Annotated in this window: 22 protein-coding genes; 13 read left to right on the forward strand and 9 right to left on the reverse strand. The window is 64.0% G+C overall.

The window, feature by feature from the left end; translation table 11 throughout:
- Nucleotides 1-85 precede the first annotated feature (85 nt).
- Complete coding sequence (locus AB2B41_RS14755; RefSeq protein WP_367878576.1) at nt 86-2,359, forward strand: NADP-dependent malic enzyme; 2,274 nt, start codon at nt 86-88, stop codon at nt 2,357-2,359.
- A gap of 57 nt (nt 2,360-2,416) precedes the next feature.
- On the opposite strand, the gene AB2B41_RS14760 is transcribed toward AB2B41_RS14755, so the two are convergent.
- Both AB2B41_RS14760 and AB2B41_RS14765 read right to left on the reverse strand, forming a co-directional pair.
- Nucleotides 2,417-2,536, reverse strand: a complete 120-nt coding sequence (locus tag AB2B41_RS14760; protein ID WP_367878577.1) for a malic enzyme — start codon at nt 2,534-2,536, stop codon at nt 2,417-2,419.
- Nucleotides 2,537-2,676: 140 nt separating this feature from the next.
- Nucleotides 2,677-3,447 (reverse strand): MipA/OmpV family protein, encoded by a 771-nt coding sequence (locus AB2B41_RS14765; RefSeq protein ID WP_367878578.1) that lies wholly within the window; start codon nt 3,445-3,447, stop codon nt 2,677-2,679.
- A gap of 216 nt (nt 3,448-3,663) precedes the next feature.
- Here AB2B41_RS14765 and AB2B41_RS14770 point away from each other — a divergent pair, with 216 nt between their 5' ends.
- Complete coding sequence (locus AB2B41_RS14770) at nt 3,664-5,556, forward strand: propionyl-CoA synthetase (protein ID WP_367878579.1); 1,893 nt, start codon at nt 3,664-3,666, stop codon at nt 5,554-5,556.
- A 26-nt stretch (nt 5,557-5,582) separates the two neighbouring features.
- Nucleotides 5,583-6,827 (forward strand): adenylate/guanylate cyclase domain-containing protein, encoded by a 1,245-nt coding sequence (locus tag AB2B41_RS14775; RefSeq protein WP_367878580.1) that lies wholly within the window; start codon nt 5,583-5,585, stop codon nt 6,825-6,827.
- 123 nt (nt 6,828-6,950) lie between these two features.
- Here the strand turns inward: AB2B41_RS14775 and AB2B41_RS14780 are convergent, their stop codons facing one another.
- Nucleotides 6,951-7,148, reverse strand: coding sequence for a CsbD family protein (locus tag AB2B41_RS14780; RefSeq protein WP_367878581.1), 198 nt, complete (start codon nt 7,146-7,148; stop codon nt 6,951-6,953).
- Between the two features lie 160 nt (nt 7,149-7,308).
- On the opposite strand from AB2B41_RS14780, the gene AB2B41_RS14785 reads away from it, so the two are divergent.
- The 3 genes from AB2B41_RS14785 to AB2B41_RS14795 are packed head-to-tail and all read left to right on the forward strand — an operon-like array spanning nt 7,309 to nt 8,896.
- Nucleotides 7,309-7,782, forward strand: coding sequence for a hypothetical protein (locus tag AB2B41_RS14785; RefSeq protein WP_367878582.1), 474 nt, complete (start codon nt 7,309-7,311; stop codon nt 7,780-7,782).
- Entirely contained in the window at nt 7,779-8,345 is a 567-nt protein-coding gene (locus AB2B41_RS14790; RefSeq protein ID WP_367878583.1) for a hypothetical protein, read from the forward strand. Before AB2B41_RS14785 ends, AB2B41_RS14790 begins: the two co-directional genes overlap by 4 nt.
- On the forward strand, nt 8,342-8,896 hold the full coding sequence (locus AB2B41_RS14795; RefSeq protein ID WP_367878584.1) for an SCO family protein: 555 nt from the start codon (nt 8,342-8,344) through the stop codon (nt 8,894-8,896). Before AB2B41_RS14790 ends, AB2B41_RS14795 begins: the two co-directional genes overlap by 4 nt.
- Before the next feature lie 66 nt (nt 8,897-8,962).
- Here the strand turns inward: AB2B41_RS14795 and AB2B41_RS14800 are convergent, their stop codons facing one another.
- Together AB2B41_RS14800 and AB2B41_RS14805 are read right to left on the reverse strand one after the other, a co-directional pair.
- Nucleotides 8,963-9,226 carry a hypothetical protein gene (locus AB2B41_RS14800; RefSeq protein ID WP_367878585.1) on the reverse strand — a complete coding sequence of 88 codons (264 nt, stop codon included), beginning with the start codon at nt 9,224-9,226 and terminating at the stop codon, nt 8,963-8,965.
- 101 nt (nt 9,227-9,327) lie between these two features.
- The gene (locus AB2B41_RS14805; RefSeq protein ID WP_367878586.1) at nt 9,328-10,083 is read right to left on the reverse strand and encodes an NAD kinase; all 756 of its coding nucleotides are present in this window, start codon (nt 10,081-10,083) and stop codon (nt 9,328-9,330) included.
- 172 nt (nt 10,084-10,255) lie between these two features.
- Between AB2B41_RS14805 and glyA the strand changes: the two genes are divergently transcribed.
- The 3 genes from glyA (at nt 10,256) to AB2B41_RS14820 (ending at nt 13,910) form a co-directional block, all read left to right on the forward strand.
- Nucleotides 10,256-11,533: a serine hydroxymethyltransferase gene (glyA, locus tag AB2B41_RS14810; protein WP_367878587.1), complete on the forward strand. Its 1,278-nt coding sequence runs from the start codon at nt 10,256-10,258 to the stop codon at nt 11,531-11,533.
- 210 nt (nt 11,534-11,743) lie between these two features.
- Nucleotides 11,744-13,366 (forward strand): thiamine pyrophosphate-binding protein, encoded by a 1,623-nt coding sequence (locus AB2B41_RS14815; protein ID WP_367878588.1) that lies wholly within the window; start codon nt 11,744-11,746, stop codon nt 13,364-13,366.
- Nucleotides 13,367-13,436: 70 nt separating this feature from the next.
- Complete coding sequence (locus AB2B41_RS14820) at nt 13,437-13,910, forward strand: DUF922 domain-containing protein (RefSeq protein ID WP_367878589.1); 474 nt, start codon at nt 13,437-13,439, stop codon at nt 13,908-13,910.
- A gap of 48 nt (nt 13,911-13,958) precedes the next feature.
- Here AB2B41_RS14820 and AB2B41_RS14825 read toward each other — a convergent pair whose 3' ends face one another.
- Nucleotides 13,959-14,735, reverse strand: coding sequence for an SDR family NAD(P)-dependent oxidoreductase (locus AB2B41_RS14825; RefSeq protein ID WP_367878590.1), 777 nt, complete (start codon nt 14,733-14,735; stop codon nt 13,959-13,961).
- Between the two features lie 92 nt (nt 14,736-14,827).
- Here AB2B41_RS14825 and AB2B41_RS14830 point away from each other — a divergent pair, with 92 nt between their 5' ends.
- Nucleotides 14,828-15,229, forward strand: coding sequence for a (R)-mandelonitrile lyase (locus tag AB2B41_RS14830; RefSeq protein WP_367878591.1), 402 nt, complete (start codon nt 14,828-14,830; stop codon nt 15,227-15,229).
- A gap of 3 nt (nt 15,230-15,232) precedes the next feature.
- Here the strand turns inward: AB2B41_RS14830 and AB2B41_RS14835 are convergent, their stop codons facing one another.
- Nucleotides 15,233-15,607 (reverse strand): hypothetical protein, encoded by a 375-nt coding sequence (locus AB2B41_RS14835; protein WP_367878592.1) that lies wholly within the window; start codon nt 15,605-15,607, stop codon nt 15,233-15,235.
- A gap of 55 nt (nt 15,608-15,662) precedes the next feature.
- Here AB2B41_RS14835 and AB2B41_RS14840 point away from each other — a divergent pair, with 55 nt between their 5' ends.
- The 3 genes from AB2B41_RS14840 (at nt 15,663) to carB (ending at nt 21,238) form a co-directional block, all read left to right on the forward strand.
- Nucleotides 15,663-16,433: an alpha/beta fold hydrolase gene (locus tag AB2B41_RS14840; RefSeq protein ID WP_367878593.1), complete on the forward strand. Its 771-nt coding sequence runs from the start codon at nt 15,663-15,665 to the stop codon at nt 16,431-16,433.
- Between the two features lie 117 nt (nt 16,434-16,550).
- Nucleotides 16,551-17,729 carry a class I SAM-dependent methyltransferase gene (locus tag AB2B41_RS14845; protein WP_367878594.1) on the forward strand — a complete coding sequence of 393 codons (1,179 nt, stop codon included), beginning with the start codon at nt 16,551-16,553 and terminating at the stop codon, nt 17,727-17,729.
- Nucleotides 17,730-17,905: 176 nt separating this feature from the next.
- Nucleotides 17,906-21,238, forward strand: a complete 3,333-nt coding sequence (gene carB / locus AB2B41_RS14850; protein WP_367878595.1) for a carbamoyl-phosphate synthase large subunit — start codon at nt 17,906-17,908, stop codon at nt 21,236-21,238.
- Between the two features lie 143 nt (nt 21,239-21,381).
- Here the strand turns inward: carB and AB2B41_RS14855 are convergent, their stop codons facing one another.
- Both AB2B41_RS14855 and AB2B41_RS14860 read right to left on the reverse strand, forming a co-directional pair.
- Nucleotides 21,382-21,636: a hypothetical protein gene (locus tag AB2B41_RS14855; protein WP_367878596.1), complete on the reverse strand. Its 255-nt coding sequence runs from the start codon at nt 21,634-21,636 to the stop codon at nt 21,382-21,384.
- Between the two features lie 110 nt (nt 21,637-21,746).
- On the reverse strand, nt 21,747-22,184 hold the full coding sequence (locus AB2B41_RS14860; protein WP_367878597.1) for a c-type cytochrome: 438 nt from the start codon (nt 22,182-22,184) through the stop codon (nt 21,747-21,749).
- Nucleotides 22,185-22,187: the final 3 nt, after the last annotated feature.

Consider the following 22,187-nt stretch of genomic DNA (forward strand, 5'->3'; position numbering starts at 1 on the left):
CGGGGAGGCGATGCGACAAGGGGCATGGCGCGGGAATAGGAAGTAGTTTAACGCTAAACTACATTTTCAGGGGAGGTGCCACACCATGTCCGACACGCCTAATCTGCGTCAGGCCGCGCTCGATTATCACGCGTTTCCAAAGCCCGGAAAGCTCGAGATCAGGGCAACCAAGCCCATGGCGAACGGCCGCGACCTTGCCCGCGCCTATTCCCCCGGTGTGGCCGAGGCCTGCCTTGAGATTAAGGCCGACCCCGCTACCGCAGCCACCTATACCACGCGAGGCAACCTTGTGGGTGTGGTCAGCAACGGTACGGCGGTGCTGGGGCTTGGCAATATCGGCGCGCTGGCGTCCAAACCGGTGATGGAAGGCAAGGCGGTGCTTTTCAAGAAATTCGCCAACATCGACTGTTTCGACATTGAAGTCGACGAATCCGACCCCGAAAAGCTGGCCGATATCGTCTGCGCGCTGGGTCCTACCTTTGGTGCGATCAACCTTGAGGACATCAAGGCGCCGGATTGTTTTGTCGTTGAACGACTTTGCCGCGAGCGGATGAACATACCCGTTTTCCACGACGACCAGCATGGCACCGCCATTGTCGTCGGTGCCGCCGTCAAGAACGCGCTGCACGTGAGCGGCAAGAATTTCGAGGACATCAAGATCGTCTCCACGGGGGGCGGTGCCGCCGGTATCGCCTGCCTCAACATGCTGCTGAAGCTGGGGGTGAAGCGCGAGAACGTCTGGCTTTGCGACATCCATGGCCTCGTCTACGAGGGCCGCGAAGTGGACATGAACCCGATCAAATCGGAATACGCCCAAAAAACCGACCTGCGCACACTCGACGATGTGATCCCCGATGCCGACCTCTTTCTCGGCCTCTCCGGCCCCGGCGTGCTGACGCCCGAGATGGTGGGCAAGATGGCCAAGCGCCCGATCATCTTTGCGCTCGCCAACCCGACACCCGAAATCCTGCCCGACCTCGCCCGCGCCGTGGCCCCCGACGCGATCATCGCCACCGGCCGCAGCGATTTCCCGAACCAGGTCAACAACGTCCTGTGCTTTCCCTTCATCTTCCGGGGTGCGCTGGACGTCGGTGCCACGACGATCAACGACGAGATGCAGCTGGCCTGCATCGACGGTATCGCCGCCCTGGCCCGCGCCACCACCAGCGCCGAGGCCGCCGCGGCCTACCAGGGCGAGCAGATGAATTTCGGCCCCGACTACCTGATCCCCAAACCCTTCGATCCACGCCTCATCGGCGTCGTCTCCTCTGCCGTGGCCAAGGCCGCGATGGAAACCGGCGTGGCCACCCGCCCCCTCGATGACCTTGTCGCCTACAAGCGCAAGCTCGACGGTTCGGTCTTCAAATCCGCCCTTCTGATGCGCCCGGTGTTTGAAGCCGCCCGCGCCTCCCCCCGCCGCCTCGTCTTTGCCGAGGGCGAGGACGAGCGCGTGCTGCGCGCGGCACAGGCGATCATCGAGGAAACGGTCGAAAGTCCGATCCTTATCGGCCGTCCCGAGGTGATCCAGCGCCGCATCGAAAGCGCGGGGCTGAACCTGCGGCTGGGCGACAACGTCGATCTGGTGAACCCCGAGAACGACCCCCGTTACCGCGACTACTGGGAAACCTATCACAAGCTGATGTGCCGACGCGGCGTATCGCCGGACATCGCCAAGGCGGTCATGCGCACGAATACCACCGCCATTGGTGCCGTCATGGTCCACCGGGGCGAGGCCGACAGCCTGATCTGCGGCACCTTCGGCGAGTTTGGCTGGCACCTGAATTACGTCACGCAGGTGCTGGGCCGCGACGGCTTCCGCCCGCATGGCGCGCTGTCGCTGATGATCCTCGAGGACGGGCCGCTTTTCATCGCCGACACGCAGGTGCATCTGCACCCGAACCCCGAGCAGATCGCCGAGATCGCGCGCGGTGCCGCGCGGCACGTCCGCCGCTTCGGGATCGAGCCCAAGATCGCCTTCTGCTCGCAATCGCAGTTCGGCAACCAGGGCGAGGGCACCGGCGGCCGGTTGCGCGCCGCGATCCGGCTGCTGGACGACCAGGAGGTCGACTTCTGCTACGAGGGCGAGATGAACATTGACACCGCGCTCGACCACGACCTGCGCGAAAGGCTGCTGCCCGGCAACCGGATGCAGGGGGCCGCGAATGTGCTGATCTTTGCCCATGCCGACGCGGCCTCGGGCGTGCGGAACATTCTCAAGATGAAGGGTGGCGGCCTCGAGGTCGGACCGATCCTCATGGGCATGGGCAACCGCGCGCATATCGTGTCGCCCTCGATCACCGCGCGCGGGCTGCTGAACGTCGGCGCCATCGCGGGCACGCCCGTGGCGCATTACGGCTAGAAACGAGAACGCCGCCCCGTGACCTGCGGAGCGGCGTGATCCCGAATTGCCGGACGCTTACTTGCGCGGCGCCCTCGGTTGCGTCGGCTGGATCTCGGCCACCGCCATCGGTGCCTTCAGCGACACCTTTGCGGAGCGTTTTGCTTTTTTCTTCTTGTTGGCGAGCTTGTCACCCATTGTCGTGAACCTTGTCAGGACTGGCGGGGCGGAATGCCCGGCCTCGTTCTACTTTTCGCAGGGTTCCGGCCGGGGCGCTGATACAGATTCGACGGGGCGGCAGATTTGCGACACGAATTGTGCCGATTTGCGCCGCCCGTTCAGAAATTCAGAGTGAAAGCGCGGCTCAGACCGATGGAAATCCGCCACTGATCTTCCGATCCCGCCTGGGTGATCGGGCTGTCCGCCGCGCTGTTTTGCAGCCTTTCGTAGCTCAGCGTGCTTTCCACGGCCCAGAGATCGTTCAGCCGGTAGATGCCTTCGACCTCGAAGCCCGCCCCCAGCACGCCGCCATCGGCCTCAAATGCGCCAAAGCTCGACGCAGCAGCCTCCGCCGCACTCACGCCGAAATAGGTCGAGGCATATTCCGTATTGCCAAGATTCACACGCGGGCCTGCAGTGATCGTCCAGCGGTCGGTCGGGCGAAAGATCAGGTCCGCGCCCAGCGTGCCGGTGACACCCTCGTGCCCGCCAAAGCCACGGCGCACCTCGCCGAAGGCCTGCCAGTTGGTTTCGCGGTAGATCAGGCCAAAACCCAGTTCGACCGCCGGGTCGATATCCTCAAGACCGGCAAGTTCGGGATAATCGTCGTCGTCCCGTTCCCCGATGAACTTGAACGCGCCCCGGAATGCGAGACCGTTGTCCGGGATATTGCCGATGCCGTTGCCATAGCTGCGACCGCCCCATTTGAGCGCGCCGAAGGTAAAGCCGATATCGGGGGCAGCCTCGTAATCGTCCGCGCCCGGATAGGATGGTACCGCCGCCACGCCGCCGCGCAGGGAGAAGTTCAGGGACCGTTCCTGCGCCGTGGCGGGAAGTGTCGCGGCCAGCGCGGTCGTGAAGGCAAGGGCAAGGACGGTCGGGGTGCGCATGGCGAGAAACACTCCGGCTGGTGTGGCAGTTGCGGCACGACATAGCACCTTTGAGCGATTTGAACAGATGAGTCGCCAAATGCTTTTTGTAAACTTTTCCACCGCCAGGCGGTAAATCCTGCAAACTTTGTATCTGGGCCAGCCCTGGGGGCCGCATGCGGGCTTGCCCCGGCGCGGCCCGCTGCCTAACAAAAGAACAAGTAGAGGGAGGATTTCATGGGATATCGCGACGTATACGAGAGCTGGAAACAGGATCCGGAAGCCTTCTGGCTTGAGCAGGCCAAGGCCATCGACTGGCAGGTGCCTCCCACCAAGGCGCTGACTGACCATGGCGACAACCTTTATGAGTGGTTCGAGGATGGGATGGTCAACACCTGCTACAACGCCGTGGACCGGCACGTTGAACAGGGCCGGGGTGATCAGGTCGCGATCATCCACGACAGCCCGATCACCGGCACGCAGCAAAAGATCACCTATGCCGAACTTCAGCAGCGCGTGGCCTTCCTTGCCGGTGCGCTGGCCGAACGTGGCATCCGCAAGGGTGTCACCGTGATCATCTACATGCCGATGATCCCCGAGGCGCTGGTCGCCATGCTGGCCTGCGCACGCCTTGGCGCCATCCATTCCGTCGTCTTTGGCGGCTTCGCCGCGAACGAGCTTGCGGTGCGCATCGACGATTGCAAGCCGCGCGCCATCATCGCCGCCTCCTGCGGGCTGGAGCCGGGCCGGACGGTGGAATACAAGCCGCTCCTCGACGGGGCCATCGAACAGGCCAGCCACAAGCCCGATTTCTGCGTTGTCTTCCAGCGCGAGCAGCACCGTTGCGACATGGTCGAGGGGCGCGATCTGGACTGGGAGGCCATTGTCAAGGCTGCCCTGCCTGCGCCCTACGTGCCCGTCGAAGGCAACTGGCCCGCCTATATCCTCTACACCTCCGGCACTACCGGCGCACCCAAGGGCGTCGTGCGTCCCACCGGGGGGCATCTGGTGGCGCTGAACTGGACGATGAAGAACATCTACAACGTCGACCCCGGCGACGTGTTCTGGGCCGCGTCCGACGTCGGCTGGGTCGTGGGGCACTCCTACATCTGCTACGGGCCGCTCATACACGGCAACACCACCATCGTCTTCGAGGGCAAACCCATCGGCACGCCCGACGCCGGCACCTTCTGGCGCGTGATCGAAGAGCACAACGTACGAAGCTTCTTCACCGCGCCGACCGCGATCCGGGCGGTGAAACGCGAGGACCCCAAGGGCGAATTCATCAAGAAATACGACCTGTCGTGCCTGCGCGCGCTTTATCTTGCGGGCGAACGCGCCGATCCCGACACCATCGAATGGGCGCAGGAAAAGCTGGGCAAACCCGTCTACGACCACTGGTGGCAGACCGAAACCGGCTGGACCATCGCGGGCAACCCCGCAGGGCTCGAGGCGTTGCCCGTGAAGATCGGCTCGCCCACCGTGGCGATGCCGGGCTATGACGTGCAAATCCTCGACGAGGCAGGCCATCCGCAGAAACCTGGCGAACTGGGTGCTATCGCGGTCAAACTGCCCCTGCCCCCCGGCACGCTGCCGACGCTCTGGAACGCCACGGACCGGTTTATCAAGTCGTACCTCACCACCTTCCCCGGCTGCTACGAGACAGGCGACGCGGGCATGATGGACGAGGACGGATACCTTTATATCATGGCGCGCACCGATGACGTCATCAACGTCGCGGGGCACCGCCTGTCCACGGGGGCCATGGAAGAAGTGCTTGCCGGTCACCCGGATGTGGCCGAATGCGCGGTGATCGGCGTCTCGGACCAGCTCAAGGGCCAGTCGCCCATCGGTTTCGTGTGCCTTTCGAAAGGCGTCAACCGCCCGCATGACGAGATCACAAAGGAATGTGTCCAGCGCATCCGCGACCAGATCGGCCCCGTGGCGGCCTTCAAGAACGCCGTTGTGGTGGACCGTCTGCCCAAGACGCGGTCGGGCAAGATCCTGCGCGCGACCATGGTGAAAATCGCCGATAACGAGCCCTTCAAGATGCCCGCGACCATCGACGATCCGGCGATCCTCGACGAAATCAAGACAGCCCTGCAGGGAATCGGCTATGCTAAGGGCTAGCTGCCGCTGAGATAGAGGAGCCCGACATGGCCGCGCCGACACTCGGCAAGTTTGAGATGACCGCGGCCCTGTCGGACCTCACCGGCTGGCTGATCCAGCAGGGGCTTGAGAACACGCCCATCGACGCCTGGCTTGAACAGATGTGCCACCGCATCAACGATGCCGGCATCCCGATCACCCGCGTCAATCTCAGCACTCGCGCCCACCATCCCGAAATCGGTGCCGTGGCCTTTCGTTGGCACCGCGACCAGGAAAGCGAGCAATTCGAATACAGGCGCAGCGTCGACAGCAACGATGTGGTCGAAGAATACAGGCGCAGCCCGCTCTATCACCTGATGATGTCGCATTCCTCGGAACTTCGTCAACGGCTCGATGTGCCCGATCCCGAGCTGGACTTCCCCATTTTCGAGGAATTGCGAGAGCGCGGCGCAACCGACTACTACGCCGCCAAGCGCTTCTTTTTACACAAGAACCAGGATCGGCCCTCCGACCCCTTCGCGCTTGAGGAAGGCATGACCATCTCCATGGTGACCGACGTCCCCGGCGGTTTCACCGAGGCACAGCTTGACGGTCTGCGCGCGCTGTTGGCCCCGATCAGCCTCACGCTCAAAAGCGGCGCGAACCGCAAGATGGCCGAGGACATTACCGCCGCCTATCTCGGAACGGACGCCAGCCGCCGCGTCCTGTCCGGCGACATCATGCGAGGCTCGTCCGAGACGATATCGGCGGTGATCTGGTACTTCGACCTGCGCGGCTTCACCTCGCTTTCCGAGACGCTCGGCGCCGAGGCGATCATCGGTCTTCTGAATGACTACTTCGCCCTCGCCGTCGACGTTGTCGAAGAATACGGCGGCAACGTCCTGAAATTCATGGGCGACGGGATGCTCGCGATCTTCGATCTCAAGGACGTCCCCGAAGCGCGCCTGAAAGCGATCGAGGCCGCCTGCGCCCTGCGCGAGGCCTTTGCCGAGATGAACCGCACCCGCGAGAAAGGGGGTCATCCGACCACCGGCTTCACCCTCGGGCTGCATGCGGGCGACGTGCTTTACGGCAATATCGGGGGCAAAACCCGGCTCGATTTTACCGTGATCGGCCCCGCCGTGAACACCACTGCCCGCATCCTCGGCATGTCGGGGCCGGTGGGGCAGGACATCGTGATCTCCTCCGCCGTGGCACGGCCCCTGCTCGACAGCCGTCCCGATCTCGTCTCGCTCGGTGCCTACCGGCTGCGCGGCGTGAAAGACCGCCAGGAGCTCTTTACCCTGGACTAGGACAAAGTCATTGCCATCGGGACGCTGTCAAAAAAGCGCCAGTCACCGATCGGCAGGACATATCTCCCGAAACAAAAAGCGGCCCCGCGCGGGGCCGCTTTTCTGTCGTGTTGGCGATAATCGTCAGTGCTTGGCAAGGAAGTTGTCGACCTGCTTTTCAGCCTCATCCTTCGCGATGCCGTATTTCTCCTGGATCTTGCCGACCAGCTGGTCACGGTTGCCTTCGGCCTGCTGCACCTCGTCATCGGTCAGCTTGCCCCATTCTTCCTTGATCTGGCCGGTCATCTGCTTCCAGTTACCTTTGATCTCGTCCCAATTCATTGTGGCGCTCCTTTGTTCTCTGTAATGCGGCCCGGTGGCCGCCCTTCTTAGCTCCTCAACAAAGGAGAGGGCCTGATTGTTCCAACTTTTCCGGCGGCAAACCGCCCTCACGCGGTTTCGCGCAATTGTGACTTGCCTGAGTCGAAACCCGCGACCTACCGTGACCGTAACAACCTATGGGGGATCAATTCGCGCACTTTTAACCGGATTTACGGGGCTCCTCGCTGCCCCCGCTCTCGCCGCCGAGGGCGAGCGGATCACCGTCACCGGAGAGATGATCGACACCTGGTGCTACTACTCCGGCGTCATGGGCGGCCCCGATGCCGTCGTCGGCTCGGCCCACCACACCTGCGCGCTCTGGTGCGCGGCGGACGGCATTCCCATCGGCCTGCTGACCGAGGACGGAACCGTCTGCATGGTGCTCAAGCTTGGGCCGCAGGACAACGCCACGGGCGGCGACACCGCGCTGACACTCGCCTCCCATACGATCACCGCCGATGGCATGGCCTACGAGCGTGACGGTATCAACTACATCGTCGTCGAGACCATTCTCGAGGACAAGGGCATCGAGAACCACACGCACGAGGATTACGACGTCGTACCCCCCTTCGCCATTCCGGAGCCGAAAGAATGAAGCGCCTGATTTCCGCCGCCCTCGCCCTGCTGGCGACACCCCTCGCCGCGCAGGACTTCTCGGAAGGCTCGGAGGCCAAGACGTGGAACCTCTACGCCGAACAGCCCGCGCTTTTTGACGCGAAAGTCGTCGACGTCATGTGCGAGATCACCGGCGACTGCCCCGCCAACTGCGGCGATGGCGACCGCCAGCTGGGCCTGTTGCGCGCCGCTGACGGGGTGATGACCATGGTGCTCAAGAACAACCAGCCCGCCTTTACCGGCGCGGTGGTGGACCTCTTGCCCTACTGCGGCCAGGACGTGACCGTCGACGGTCTGATGATCAACGACGAGGATTTCCCGATCAACAACATCTATCTCGTCCAGCGGGTGAAAGTGGGCGATGGCGACTGGGTCAAGGCCAGCGAATTCACCAAGGTCTGGGCCAAAAACAACCCCGATGCGGGCGGCAAGGGCCCGTGGTTCCGCCGCGACCCGCGCGTGCTGGGCGAGATCGAGAAACACGGCTATCTCGGCCTCGGGCAGGAGATCGACAAGGCCTTCATCGAATATTACTTCGAATGATCCGGCAGGCACTGCTCGCACTGCTGGTCGCGGCACCGGCCATGGCGCAATCGCCGCTGCCCTTCGACGTCGGCGGCCCCTTTGCGCTGACCGACCAGCACGGTCAGACCCGGACCGAGGCCGACCCGGACGGCCATCCGCAACTGCTGTTCTTCGGCTACGCCAATTGCCCCGGCATCTGCACCGCCGCCCTGCCGCTCATGGCCGATGTCACTGACATGCTCGCCCGCGACGGCATCGCGCTGCGCCCGGTGATGATCACCGTCGATCCCGCCCGCGACACCGTCGAGACTATAGGTGCGCCCCTAGCCAACCACCATGCGCGTTTCGTGGGGCTCACCGGCGCGCCGGAGGCGCTTGCCACCGCCTACGCGGCCTTCTCGGTCGACCACAGCCTTGCATACGAAGACCCGGCCTACGGCCCGGTCTACAGCCACGGCTCCTTCATCTATCTGCTGGACAGCGCAGGCGACGTGCTCACGCTCTTCCCGCCGGTGATGGATGCGGCGAAGGCCACCAAAATCGCAAAGAAATACATCGGCACCTCGTAGGATGGGTGCTTGCACCCATCACCCACAAAACCCCGAAATGATGGGTGCAAGCACCCATCCTACCCCCTAATCACCGCCGTCGCCGCAATCCCCCCAGTCGCCACCCGCAAACCCGCCATCCCCGCGCCCATCCTGCAAACCGGGATGCGCCCGCGCGGTCTTGACGACACCGAAGGGGGTCTTCCAGGTATAGACCGGCACCCCCCGCGGCGTTCGCGTCTTCTGCAGCGCCTTGTCGCGCACGTGGCGGCTCCAGAGGTGCCAACCGATCCCGCCCCAGACGGAGACGACCATCGCCCATCCGACCCATTCGAGATCAGGTTTATCCATTCCGACGCGCTCCTGCCGATCCAATCGCGGGTGGGATACACCTTGAATCGGGCAAGAAATTGACCTGCGGCCTCGCGCCCTTGGCCGGAAGAGCAAACGCCTCAGGTAAACTGCTCCGAGATCAGCCGCTCTTCCAAACCGTGCCCCGAATCGAAGAGGATCGCGTGTTCGATCGACGGCTCCGACATGATCTCCACCGTCACCACGTCGCGATAGCTGGTGCCATCCGCATCCGCCATCACCGGCCGCTTGTCCTGCTCCAGCACGTCGAACCGCACCTTGGCCGACTTCGGCAAGAGCGCCCCGCGCCAGCGCCGGGGCCGGAAGGCCGCCATCGCGGTCAGCGCCAGCACATCCGCCCCGATGGGCAGGATCGGCCCGTGGGCGGAATAGTTGTAGGCGGTCGACCCCGCAGGCGTCGACACCAGCGCCCCGTCGCAGACAAGCTCCTGCATGCGCAGCCGCCCGTCCACGGTGATCTGCAACTTCGCCGCCTGCGGCCCTGCGCGCAAGAGCGACACCTCGTTGATCGCCAAAGCCTCCGATACGCTCCCGTCCACGTGGGTCGCCCGCATCCTGAGCGGATTGATCACCTCGCGCTCCGCCGCCTCCAGCCGCTCCAGAAGGTTGCTCTCGCTGTAGGTGTTCATCAAAAAACCGATGGTCCCTCGGTTCATCCCGTAAACCGGCGCAGGCAAATGTTGCGTCTCGTGCAGCGTCTGCAGCATGAACCCGTCACCGCCCAGCGCGACGATCACCTCCGCCTCTTCCACCGGCACATTCCCGTAGCGCCCGATCAGCGCGGCACGCGCGGTCTGCGCGACGGTGGCCCGGCTGGCCACGAAGGCGATTTTCATCTTTGAGGGCATGAGTTTCCGATGGGCCGCAATATGCCGCCAGACAAGCACATTAATTCCGATGCCGCCAGCGCTGCCGCCAATATCTTTGGCTGCGTCGCTTTCGCGCCTTCCCGCGTGGACGCCTTTCCGTTAGGTAGCAACAACCCCGCTTCCACAGAGGAATCGCACCATGAGAGATTTTTTCACCACCGCGCTTGCCGAAACCGACCCCGAAATCATGGGTGCCATCGAGGGCGAACTGGGCCGCCAGCGCGACGAGATCGAACTGATCGCCTCCGAGAACATCGTCTCCGCCGCCGTGCTCGAGGCGCAAGGTTCGGTGATGACGAACAAATACGCCGAAGGTTATCCGGGCCGCCGCTATTACGGTGGCTGCGAATGGGTAGACGTGGCCGAGAACCTCGCCATCGAACGCGCCTGCAAGCTTTTCGACTGCGGCTTTGCCAACGTGCAGCCGAACTCCGGCTCACAGGCCAACCAGGGCGTGTTCACCGCACTCCTGCAACCGGGCGACACGATCCTCGGCATGTCGCTCGACGCCGGTGGCCACCTCACGCACGGGGCCAAGCCCAACCAGTCGGGCAAGTGGTTCAACGCCATCCAGTACGGCGTGCGCAAGCAGGACAACCTGCTCGATTACGACCAGGTCGAGGCTCTCGCCAAGGAACACAATCCCAAGCTGATCATCGCAGGCGGCTCCGCCGTGCCGCGCCAGATCGACTTCAAGCGCATGCGCGAGATCGCGGATATGGTCGGCGCCTACCTGCACGTGGACATGGCCCATTTCGCAGGCCTCGTGGCCGCGGGCGAACACCCCTCGCCCTTCCCGCACGCCCATGTGGCGACGACCACGACGCACAAAACCTTGCGCGGCCCGCGCGGCGGCATGATCCTCACCAATGACGAGGATCTGGCCAAGAAGTTCAACTCCGCCATTTTCCCCGGCATCCAGGGCGGCCCCCTGATGCACGTGATCGCGGCCAAGGCCGTCGCCTTCCGCGAGGCGCTCCAGCCCGAGTTCAAGACCTACATCCAGAACGTGGTCAAGAACGCGCAGGCGCTGTCGGATCAGCTGATCAAGGGCGGTCTCGACACGGTGACCCACGGCACCGACACCCACGTTGTGCTCGTCGACCTGCGCCCCAAGGGCGTGAAAGGCAACGCCACTGAAAAGGCCCTGGGCCGCGCCCATATCACCTGCAACAAGAACGGCGTGCCCTTCGACCCCGAAAAGCCGACGATCACCTCCGGCATCCGCCTCGGCTCGCCCGCAGGCACGACGCGCGGCTTCGGCGAGCCCGAGTTCCGCCAGATCGCCGACTGGATCATCGAAGTGGTCGACGGCCTTGCCGCCAATGGCGAGGACGGCAATGCCGAGGTCGAAGCCAAGGTGAAGGCCGAGGTCGAAGCCATGTGCAAGAAATTCCCGATCTACCCGAACCTCTGATCCCCTCCACAGGATCACGCAGAGGCCCCGGCAGCGATGCGCGGGGCCTTATGCTTTGCCAGCAGCGCAAAGACGTGCGGTTTTCCCGCAGGTTTTTCCCTGTCAACGCGTACCGAACGCAAAAAATCGCAATTCCCGTAGAAACGATGCGCCCCTTGCGCGTCGTCGGGTGGATAATGTCGGCCAGAATCCAGCGATAAGAGCCGCCCCATGCCCCACACCCCCTACGTCTACCAATCCCTCGCCCGTGCCGTTGCGGCGCATAACGTCGACACGATGTTTGGCCTCATGGGCGACGCCAATCTCTTCATGGTCGACAGCTTCGTGCGCGACTGCGCGGGCCGCTTCATTCCCGCCGCCTACGAGGGCGGTGCGGTGCTCATGGCGCTGGCCTTTACCCGCACCAGCGGCAAGGTCGGCGTGGCCACCGTCACCCATGGCCCCGCACTGACCAACTGCATCACCGCGCTGACCGAAGGCGCGCGCGCCAAGCTTCCCATCGTTCTGCTCGCGGGCGACACCCCCGCCGACAACCCCCGCCATTTGCAAAGCATTGACCAGCGCGAACTGGTCAAGACCACCGGCGCGGGCTTTGAACAACTGCGCACCCCCGACACCGCCGCCATGGACGTCGCCCGCGCCTTCTACCGCGCGCAGGTCGAACGGCGGCCCATCGTCCTGAACATGCCCGCCGATTACATGTGGCAGCAGGCGGCGTTCGAGCCCAAGGTGCTCAGCGTCTTCTCCACCCCCGGCGGCGTGGCCGAGGGCGACAGCCTCGATCAGGCCATCGGCATGATCGCCTCGGCCCGGCGGCCCCTGATCCTCGCCGGGGGCGGCGCGATCAGGGCGCGGGACGAGATCATCGCACTTGCTGACCGGATGGAAGCCCCGCTTGCCACTACCCTCATGGCCAAGGGGCTCTTTAACGATCACCCCAACAACATCGACATCTTCGGCACCCTCTCGACCCCTGCCGCCTATGAGCTGATCGACAAATCCGACTGCATCCTCTGCTTTGGCACCCGCCTGCATGATTTCACCACTGACCGCGGCAAGCTGATGAAGGGCAAGCGGATCATCCAGATCGACACCGAACCCACCGCCATCGGCGGCGGCCTGCACCCCGATGCGGCGCTGATCGCCGACGCGGGGCTGACGGCAAAAACGATCCTCTACTGGCTGGACGAGGCCGAGGTGCCCCCCAGCGGCGTCACCCGCGATCTCGACATCGCCGCGCTCACCGCTCACCCCCTGCCTGCCGACAAGACCGCCGAGGGCCGCGTGAACTACGTCCGCGCCCTGGAATATCTCGAAACAGCGCTGCCCAAGGACCGCATCCTCGTCACCGACGGCGGCCGCTTCATGACCGAGGTCTGGTGCCGCCTCTCGGTTCCCGACCCGCAAAGCTTCGTCGCCACGGTCAGCTTTGGCTCTATCGGCCTCGGCCTTCAGGAAGCCATCGGCGCAGGCATCGCCCGCCCGGATCAGCCGGTTGTGCTCTTCTCCGGCGACGGTGGCTTCATGATGGGCGGCATCAACGAATTCAACACCGCCGTCCGCCTCGGCCTCGACCTCATCGTCATCATCGCCAACGATTCAGCCTACGGGGCCGAGCACATCCAGTTCCTCGACCGCAAGATGGACCCAGGGCTCTCCGAATTCCAATGGCCCAGCTTCGCCGACATTGCGACGTCCCTCGGTGGGCAGGGTCACGTGGCAAGCTCCATGGAGGAACTGGAATCCGCCGTTGCCGCCCTCAAAGACCGCAAAGGCCCCACGCTGATCGAACTGCTGCTGGATCCGAACGACGTCCCACGCATGCGCGCCTGAGCGCCGACCCGGTAGTCCGTAAGCCCCTTTCATGCTACTCTCTTGGCACATTCCCTGCCGGGAGGGTCCCATGAAAGTCACGCTCAGAATTCCGTCGCCCCGGGAAATCCCCTACGCCGTCAAGGGCAAGACCTACGACGAGGCACGCGATTTCCTGCTCTCCAAGCCCTTCGCCGCCTGCTACAAGGCCAACCCCGACTACACCGAGAAACACGACAACGACGGCAACACCTACGAAATCATCGTCACCGCCAAACCCACCATCACGATCCCGACATGGAACGGTGCGAGCAAGCTCAAGGGGGATGAAAAGAAACACTGGACCGCGATGCTGGCCGCCCTGCGCAAGCACGAGGCCAAGCACCACAAGATCTTCGAGGATGATGCCAAGGCCTTCAAGAAATCCATGGTCAAGGAAGACCCGTTTCCCAAAGAGGACGTAGGCGGCAAGATGTACGACCTGTTTTCAGCCAGCCAGGACAAGCAGGACGCCTACGACAAGAAGACCAACCACGGCGAAAAGGAAGGGGTGGTACTGCCCTGACCCGTTCAGGCAACCGGGCATCTTAGTGTGCGGGCACTGCCGCAACCCTTACTTCGCCTGCATCCGCTCGATCATCTTAAGCATCATCTTGCGCGGCAAGAGCGGAACGACCCAGTTCACCATGAACCCCAAGAGCGGCTCATTCACCGTCACCAGTTCCTTTCGGCGCATCGCGTCATAGCCGTGCTTGGCCACTGACCGCGCCGTCTTGCCACCGCCAGAAACCAGTTTCGTGCCCGTCCGCCCGCTGCGGTCCGCGAATTCCGTCTCGACATATCCGGGGGCCAGCACCGTGACACTCACCCCCGTTCCATCCAACTCCTGCGCCAAAGCATCCGAATAGGACTTCACAAAAGCCTTCGTTGCGAAATAGACCGCCTGGTTCGGCCCCGGCATGAAGCCCGCCGTCGAGGCGACGTTCAGGATCTTCCCGTCGCCCGCGTCCACCATGTCCCGCGCCACCAGATGCGTCAGCGTCACCAGCGCCGAGACATTGAGGTCGATCATCGCCAGCTCATCCTCCAGCGGCCGCTCGATATGCTTGCCCTGTCCCCCAAAGCCCGCGTTGTTGATCAGCACGTCCACAGACAGCCCGGCCTTCCTGATCCTGTCATAAAGCGCCTGCGCATGTTCCGCCGATGCAAGATTCTGCGCAAAGACATGGACCTTGACCCCGTGCTCCTTCTCCAACTCCGCCTTCAGCGCATTCAGCGCCTCCTCGCGCCGCGCGGTGATGATCAGATCGCCGCCCTTCTCCGCGTGATAGCGCGCGAATTCCTGCCCGATCCCCGCCGAGGCACCCGTGACCAACGCCGTATTGCTCATCTCATCTTCCTCTTTCTGTTTGTCTCAAGTGTTGTACGCTGAACGCTCATTTCAACCCCGCGTTCCCCAACCCACTGGCAGAAGGCAAGATTATGATCATCCACCGCGCAGGTTCCCGCCCCTCGACCCGTCCCAGCCCTGATTATTTCACCGGCACCGTCCGCATGGACCCGCTTGTCGGCGCGCCCGAGTTCACCGACCTGCGCGGCATCGCCGTCACTTTCGAGCCCGGCGCGCGCACCAACTGGCACACCCATCCGCTTGGTCAGACCCTGATCGTCACCGCGGGCGCGGGCCTTGCCCAGAAAGAGGGCGAGCCCATCCAGAAAATCTTCCCCGGCGACGTCATCACCTTCCCCCCGGGCGAAAAACACTGGCATGGCGCCGCCTCCGATTGCGCTATGACCCACATCGCGCTGCAACAGGAAAAGGACGGCATCACGGCGGATTGGCTGGAACCAGTCAGCGATGCTCAATATTCGGGCGAAAGCTGAGCCTCAGACGTAGCCCGCCCACCAAAGCCAGAAGATAAACCCGCCCGCGACCACCAGGATGTTGAACGCCACCGCCGCCGCGACGCTCAGGATCGCCCCCTTGCGCCGGTCCGCCACGTCGATCGCGTCAAGATGCGCCGTCAGATCGTCAAAGGCCCGCGCAACACCCGCCTGATCCACCATCTGCGCCAGCTTGGGGTTCGCCGAAAGCCGCTGCGCCTCGACCAGAACCTGCGCCCGCGCGTGCATCCGCCGCGGCAGGCGCCGCCCGGTGCGCTGCAACATCTTGGGCAGGGGCCGCTTTCGGACGCCGAATTTCTCGCTCAGCAGGTCCTGAACGGCGGCCACCTTGCTCTCTATGTCGGGCATCTGAACCATGGCCGACCTTCTAAACCCACTGGCCCCCGCCCCGCAATGGCGCTAGGCCTGTGCCATGCTGAACATCCTCGAATACGGCACCGACAACCGCGCCTACCCGCCCCTCGTGATCGTCCACGGCCTTTACGGCTCGGGCCGCAACTGGGGCGTGATCGCCAAACGCCTCTCCGACACGCGCCACGTCATCACCCCCGACATGCGCAACCACGGCCAGAGCCCCCGCGAAGCGACGCAAAGCTACCCCGACATGGCCGCCGACCTCGCCGAACTGATCGCCCACATCGGCCCCCCCGTCGACCTCTGCGGCCATTCCATGGGCGGCAAGGCGGCAATGGCGCTCGCCCTCACCCAGCCGGACCTCGTCCGCCGCCTCGTCGTCGCCGACATAGCCCCTGTCACCTATGGCCACAGCCAGCAAGGCATGATCGACGCCATGCGCACCGTCGACCTTGCCACCCTCACCCGCCGCTCGGACGCCGAGGAACAACTCGCCGCCGCAGGCATCGAGAAGGCGCTGCAAAGCTTCTTCACCCAATCCCTCGACGTGCCAAACAAGCGCTGGCGGCTCAACCTCGACGTGCTGGAAGCCGAGATGAACAAGATCATCGGCTGGCCCGAAGACCTCACAGGCCCATTCGACGGCCCCACCCTCTTTCTCTCCGGCGGCGCCTCCGACTACGTCCGCCCCGAACACCGCGACAAGATCAAGAACCTCTTCCCCAACGCCCGTTTTGCCAAAATTCCGGGCGCCGGCCACTGGCTGCACGCGGAAAAACCCCGCCCATTCGAAGAGACACTGCGCGCCTTTCTTGACGCAGAGACGTAGTTAACAGATTGTTAATGCGTCAACCTGCCACGCCGGTTGCGCCTCCGCGACCGCCGTGCAAGCACGGACGCAAAACCAATGTGGGACAAGCCGCTCGATAGGATCCTCAGCCAGCTGATGGTACGCGATCGGCTGCAGGTCCGCTTCCCCGATGGCCACACGCGCAGCTACGGCCCCACCACGGGCGAGACCGCCTCGCTCGAGATCACGACCGACGCCGCACTGCGCAAGCTTTGCCTCAATCCCTCTCTGGGGCTGGGCGAAGGCTTCATGGACGGCACGGTCACCTTCCGCATGCGCGGGCTTGAGGACACGCTGGTGATCCTGCTGAAGAACCGCGAGGCCGGCCAGCTGCCCGGCTGGCTGCGCGCGGCGCACAGGCTGCGCTACCACGCCCGGAACTTCATCCAGCACAACAACCCGATGACATCGCGCCGGAACGTCGCGCATCACTACGACATCTCGGACGACCTTTACCGGCTCTTCCTCGACACCGACATGCAGTACTCCTGCGCCTATTTCACGGACCCCGACATGTCGCTGGAGGCCGCGCAGGAGGCCAAGAAGGCCCATATCGGCCGCAAGCTCAGGATCGAGCCGGGCTGCCATGTGCTCGACATCGGCTGCGGCTGGGGCGGTATGGCGCTCACGCTGGCGCGCGATTTCGGCGCACGGGTGACCGGCATCACGCTGTCGGAAAACCAACTCGCCACCGCCCGAAAGCGCGCCGAGGCCGAGGGCCTCTCCGACCGCGTCACCTTCGCGCTGCAGGACTACCGCCATACAAAAGGGAAATTCGACCGCATCGTCAGCGTCGGCATGCTCGAACACGTGGGCGTGCCGAACTACGGCACCTACTTCGCCCGCGTCTCCGACCTGCTCGCCCCCGACGGCATCGCCCTCATCCACACCATCGGCCGCTCCGCCCCGCCCATGCCCCATGATCCCTGGATCAACAAGTACATCTTCCCCGGCGGCTACGTGCCTTCCCTCTCCGAACTCGCCGCCCCCCTTGAACAGGCAAACCTCTGGCAATCCGACATCGAAGTCTGGCGCCTGCATTACGCCCGCACCCTGCGCCACTGGCGCAGCCGCTTCGACACCCACCGCGAGCGCATCCAGCAGATGTACGACGAACGCTTCGTCCGCATGTTCCAGTACTACTTCACCGTCTGCATCATCGCCTTCGAACACCAGATGCAGGCGGTCTACCACTTCCAGCTGGCCCACGACCGCAAGACCGTGCCACTGACCCGGAACTACCTCTACGCCGGCAACGCGCAGGGCGGCAACTGAGCCGCGTTCAGGGCAGCGCGCCAACTTGCCCCTCTTTCTGGCCACATAAAGTCCCGGGGTTTGGGGCAGAGCCCCAATAAATCCCGCTCCTTCCCGCCAGAGCGCCAATCCGGCTCTTGCGCCCCGCGCCGCCATCCCTATAACGCAGACAATTTGCAGACATCCGGGGGGCTCCCATGCCAAAGCGCACCGACATCCAGTCGATCATGATCATCGGCGCGGGCCCCATCGTCATCGGGCAGGCCTGCGAATTCGACTACTCCGGCGCACAGGCCTGCAAGGCGCTGAAAGAGGAAGGCTACCGCGTCATCCTCGTCAACTCGAACCCCGCGACGATCATGACAGACCCCGGCCTCGCGGACGCCACCTATATCGAGCCGATCACCCCCGAGATCGTCGCCAAGATCATCGAAAAGGAACGCCCCGACGCGCTTTTGCCCACCATGGGCGGGCAGACCGGTCTCAACACCTCGCTGGCGCTGGAAGAGATGGGCGTGCTCGACAAATTCGGCGTCGAGATGATCGGCGCCAAGCGCGCCGCCATCGAAATGGCCGAGGACCGCAAGCTCTTCCGCGAGGCGATGGACCGGCTGGGCATCGAGAACCCGCGCGCCACGATCTGCACCGCGCCCAAACGCGCTGATGGCAAGAAGGACCTTGCCGCAGGCGTGAAACTGGCGCTTGAGGCGCTGGAGGAAGTCGGCCTGCCCGCCATCATCCGCCCCGCCTTTACCATGGGCGGCACAGGCGGCGGCGTGGCCTATAACCGCGACGACTACGAACGCATCTGCCGCTCCGGCATGGACGCCTCGCCCATGGGCCAGATCCTGATCGACGAGTCGCTGCTGGGCTGGAAGGAATACGAGATGGAGGTGGTGCGCGACACCGCCGATAACGCCATCATCGTCTGTTCCATCGAAAACGTGGACCCGATGGGCGTGCATACCGGCGATTCCATCACCGTCGCCCCGGCGCTGACGCTGACCGACAAAGAATACCAGATCATGCGCAACCACTCGATCGCCGTGCTGCGCGAGATCGGCGTGGAAACCGGCGGCTCCAACGTGCAATGGGCGGTGAACCCCGTCGACGGCCGTATGGTGGTGATCGAGATGAACCCCCGCGTGTCCCGCTCTTCGGCACTCGCGTCCAAGGCCACCGGCTTCCCCATCGCCAAGATCGCCGCCAAGCTGGCGGTCGGCTTCACCCTCGACGAACTCGACAACGACATCACCGGCGTTACGCCTGCCAGCTTCGAGCCCACCATCGACTATGTCGTCACCAAGATCCCGAAATTCGCCTTCGAGAAATTCCCCGGCGCCGAACCCACCCTCACCACGGCCATGAAGAGCGTGGGCGAGGCCATGTCCATCGGCCGCACCATCCACGAGTCCATGCAAAAGGCGCTGGCCTCCATGGAATCGGGCCTCACGGGTTTCGACGACATCGACATCCCCGGCGCGCCGGACAAGGCCGCCCTGATCGCCGCCCTCTCCAAGCAGACCCCCGACCGTCTGCGCACCATCGCGCAAGCGATGCGTCACGGGATGTCCAACGACGATATCCACGGCGTCACCATGTTCGACCCCTGGTTCCTCGACCGCATCCGCGAGATCGTCGAGGCCGAGGCCGAGGTGAAAAAGAACGGCCTCCCCCTCGACGAAAAAGGCCTCCGCCAACTCAAGATGATGGGCTTCACCGACGCCCGCCTCGCCAAGCTGACCGGCCGGGACGAGGACAATGTCCGCCGTGCCCGCCTCAACCTCGGTGTTGTCGCCGTCTTCAAACGTATCGACACCTGCGCCGCCGAATTCGAGGCGCAGACCCCCTACATGTACTCCACCTACGAAGCCCCCATGATGGGCGAGGTCGAATGCGAGGCGCGTCCTTCGGACCGCAAGAAGGTCGTCATCCTCGGCGGCGGACCCAACCGCATCGGCCAGGGCATCGAGTTCGACTACTGCTGCTGCCACGCCTGCTACGCGCTCACCGACGCGGGCTACGAGACCATCATGGTCAATTGCAACCCCGAGACCGTCTCGACCGACTACGACACCTCCGACCGCCTCTATTTCGAGCCGCTGACCTTCGAACACGTCATGGAAATCCTGCGGGTCGAGCAGGAAAACGGCACGCTCCACGGCGTCATCGTCCAGTTCGGCGGCCAGACGCCGCTGAAACTCGCCAATGCGCTCAACGACGCAGGCATCCCGATCCTCGGGACCACGCCTGATGCCATCGACCTCGCCGAAGACCGCGAACGCTTCCAGCAACTCGTCCAGAAACTGGGCCTCAAGCAACCCAAGAACGGCATCGCCCATTCCGACGCCGAGGCCATGGAAATCGCCGAAGACATCGGCTTCCCGCTCGTGATCCGCCCCTCCTACGTCTTGGGCGGCCGCGCCATGGAAATCGTCCGCGATCTCCCCTCCCTCGAACGCTACATCCGCGACGCCGTCGTCGTCTCGGGCGACAGCCCGGTGCTTCTCGACAGCTACCTCTCCGGCGCCGTGGAACTCGACGTCGACGCGCTCTGCGACGGGACAGACGTCCACGTCGCAGGCATCATGCAGCACATCGAAGAGGCCGGCGTCCACTCCGGCGACAGCGCCTGCTCGCTGCCACCCTACTCCCTGTCCGAAGATATCATCGAGGAAGTCACCCGCCAGACCCACGCGCTGGCAAAGGCCCTCAACGTCGTCGGCCTCATGAACATCCAGTTCGCCATCAAGGAGGGCGAGGTCTACCTCATCGAGGTCAACCCCCGCGCCTCCCGCACCGTCCCCTTCGTTGCCAAGGCCACCGACTCCGCCATCGCAAGCATCGCCGCCCGCATCATGGCCGGCGAAAAGCTCTCTGCCTTCCCCATGCGCGAACCCTACCCCGAGCAGACCTCCTACGCCGACGTCCTGCCCCTAGGCGATCCCATGACGCTGGCCGACCCCAACATGCCCTGGTTCTCGGTCAAAGAGGCCGTCATGCCCTTCGCCCGCTTCCCCGGCGTCGACACGCTCCTCGGCCCCGAAATGCGCTCGACCGGCGAGGTCATGGGCTGGGACCGCGACTTCCCCCGCGCCTTCCTCAAGGCGCAGATGGGCGCGGGCACGATGCTGCCCTCCGAAGGCTGCGCGTTCCTGTCCATCAAGGACATGGACAAGACCGCCGACATGCTCAAGGCCGCCCGCATCCTGACCGGTCAGGGCTTCACCATCGTCGCCACCCGCGGCACCGCCGCCTGGCTGGTGGAAAACGGCATCGCGGCGGAAATCGTCAACAAGGTCTACGAAGGCCGCCCCGACGTCACCGACCTGATGAAGGACGGCGGCGTGCAACTGGTGATGAACACCACCGAAGGCGCGCAAGCGGTCGAGGACAGCAAGTCGATCCGCAGCATCGCGCTCTACGACAAGATCCCCTACTTCACGACCGCTGCGGGCAGCTATGCGGCAGCGCTGGCGATCAAGGCGCAGGCGGAGGACGAGATCGGGGTGAAGGCGTTACAGGGGTGAGCATCGCTCCGGGCTTCGCCCGCCAAACGCTCCTGTCGAGCGTTTGGGCAACTCACGAACGGCGCTCATCGGGGTAACGTCGGACCATCCGCTGGCCCGAAATCCACAAGGCCCGCTTCCATCGGGAGCAGGCCTCATCCTCATCAGTTTTTGGTGATACTCCTGATCGCCTTCACGCCGTTTTCGCCATCGCTCTGATAGTCGATTGTGATGGTATCCCCGGCCTTCAGGCCTTCGGGGACGATCTCCACGTTGGCCACGTTGAAGACGGACTTGTCGTCCAGCACGATGACACGGTCCACGCGGTCGAAGGCAAGGACGGTGCCCGTCACTTCATCCGCGAGAGCGGGCACAACGGCGACGGTGAGGAATGCAAGGGGAAGGGCGAAGCGGACCATGATGGCCTCCAATGTTTCAGCACATTGAATCTGGTAAGGCCGTGGTGGTTCCGCAATGGCGCGGCAAGGGCGCACGAAAATAAACTTGCGGTCAGCCCCGCCAGCCAACCCTACTCCCGATACACCTCATGGCACGCCTTGCACGCCGCCCCAATCTCCCCCAGCCCGGCCCGCACATCGTCGACACTCTCGACAGACCCGGCCAGCCGCATCGCGACCTTCTCCAGCTTCTCCGACTTCGTCGCGAAATCCTCGAACTGCTCCCAGATCACCGGTTTTGCCTCGTCTTTTGGGTCCTCCGCCCGCTCCTCGAAAAGCACAGGTGTCTCCGCCGCGTGCCGGGCAATCGCCAGCGCTGCCGCGCGCGCGGTCTCGGCGTTAAACGTCCGCTCCCCCTTGGCCATCTGGCCCAGGACCTTGGTGCTGTCACCCATGGACTGCATCGCCTCCATCCGCTTCATCACCGTCATGTTCTTCACACCCGTATGGGCCAGCGCCACCGAGGCCGCGAAACTCAGTCCCAGCGCCACAACCAGGCCTTTGCGCATCCA

Source organism: Sulfitobacter sediminis (assembly GCF_040811725.1).
Taxonomy (GTDB): Bacteria; Pseudomonadota; Alphaproteobacteria; order Rhodobacterales; family Rhodobacteraceae; genus Sulfitobacter; species Sulfitobacter sediminis.

Bases quoted from the DNA above. Each gene is read 5' to 3' on its own strand.
- AB2B41_RS14755 (WP_367878576.1), top strand. From the start codon at position 86: ATGTCCGACACGCCTAATCTGCGTCAGGCCGCGCTCGATTATCACGCG.
- AB2B41_RS14760 (WP_367878577.1), bottom strand. From the start codon at position 2,536: ATGGGTGACAAGCTCGCCAACAAGAAGAAAAAAGCAAAACGCTCCGCA.
- AB2B41_RS14765 (WP_367878578.1), bottom strand. From the start codon at position 3,447: ATGCGCACCCCGACCGTCCTTGCCCTTGCCTTCACGACCGCGCTGGCC.
- AB2B41_RS14770 (WP_367878579.1), top strand. From the start codon at position 3,664: ATGGGATATCGCGACGTATACGAGAGCTGGAAACAGGATCCGGAAGCC.
- AB2B41_RS14775 (WP_367878580.1), top strand. From the start codon at position 5,583: ATGGCCGCGCCGACACTCGGCAAGTTTGAGATGACCGCGGCCCTGTCG.
- AB2B41_RS14780 (WP_367878581.1), bottom strand. From the start codon at position 7,148: ATGAATTGGGACGAGATCAAAGGTAACTGGAAGCAGATGACCGGCCAG.
- AB2B41_RS14790 (WP_367878583.1), top strand. From the start codon at position 7,779: ATGAAGCGCCTGATTTCCGCCGCCCTCGCCCTGCTGGCGACACCCCTC.
- AB2B41_RS14795 (WP_367878584.1), top strand. From the start codon at position 8,342: ATGATCCGGCAGGCACTGCTCGCACTGCTGGTCGCGGCACCGGCCATG.
- AB2B41_RS14800 (WP_367878585.1), bottom strand. From the start codon at position 9,226: ATGGATAAACCTGATCTCGAATGGGTCGGATGGGCGATGGTCGTCTCC.
- AB2B41_RS14805 (WP_367878586.1), bottom strand. From the start codon at position 10,083: ATGAAAATCGCCTTCGTGGCCAGCCGGGCCACCGTCGCGCAGACCGCG.
- glyA (WP_367878587.1), top strand. From the start codon at position 10,256: ATGAGAGATTTTTTCACCACCGCGCTTGCCGAAACCGACCCCGAAATC.
- AB2B41_RS14815 (WP_367878588.1), top strand. From the start codon at position 11,744: ATGCCCCACACCCCCTACGTCTACCAATCCCTCGCCCGTGCCGTTGCG.
- AB2B41_RS14820 (WP_367878589.1), top strand. From the start codon at position 13,437: ATGAAAGTCACGCTCAGAATTCCGTCGCCCCGGGAAATCCCCTACGCC.
- AB2B41_RS14825 (WP_367878590.1), bottom strand. From the start codon at position 14,735: ATGAGCAATACGGCGTTGGTCACGGGTGCCTCGGCGGGGATCGGGCAG.
- AB2B41_RS14830 (WP_367878591.1), top strand. From the start codon at position 14,828: ATGATCATCCACCGCGCAGGTTCCCGCCCCTCGACCCGTCCCAGCCCT.
- AB2B41_RS14835 (WP_367878592.1), bottom strand. From the start codon at position 15,607: ATGGTTCAGATGCCCGACATAGAGAGCAAGGTGGCCGCCGTTCAGGAC.
- AB2B41_RS14840 (WP_367878593.1), top strand. From the start codon at position 15,663: ATGCTGAACATCCTCGAATACGGCACCGACAACCGCGCCTACCCGCCC.
- AB2B41_RS14845 (WP_367878594.1), top strand. From the start codon at position 16,551: ATGGTACGCGATCGGCTGCAGGTCCGCTTCCCCGATGGCCACACGCGC.
- carB (WP_367878595.1), top strand. From the start codon at position 17,906: ATGCCAAAGCGCACCGACATCCAGTCGATCATGATCATCGGCGCGGGC.
- AB2B41_RS14855 (WP_367878596.1), bottom strand. From the start codon at position 21,636: ATGGTCCGCTTCGCCCTTCCCCTTGCATTCCTCACCGTCGCCGTTGTG.
- AB2B41_RS14860 (WP_367878597.1), bottom strand. From the start codon at position 22,184: ATGCGCAAAGGCCTGGTTGTGGCGCTGGGACTGAGTTTCGCGGCCTCG.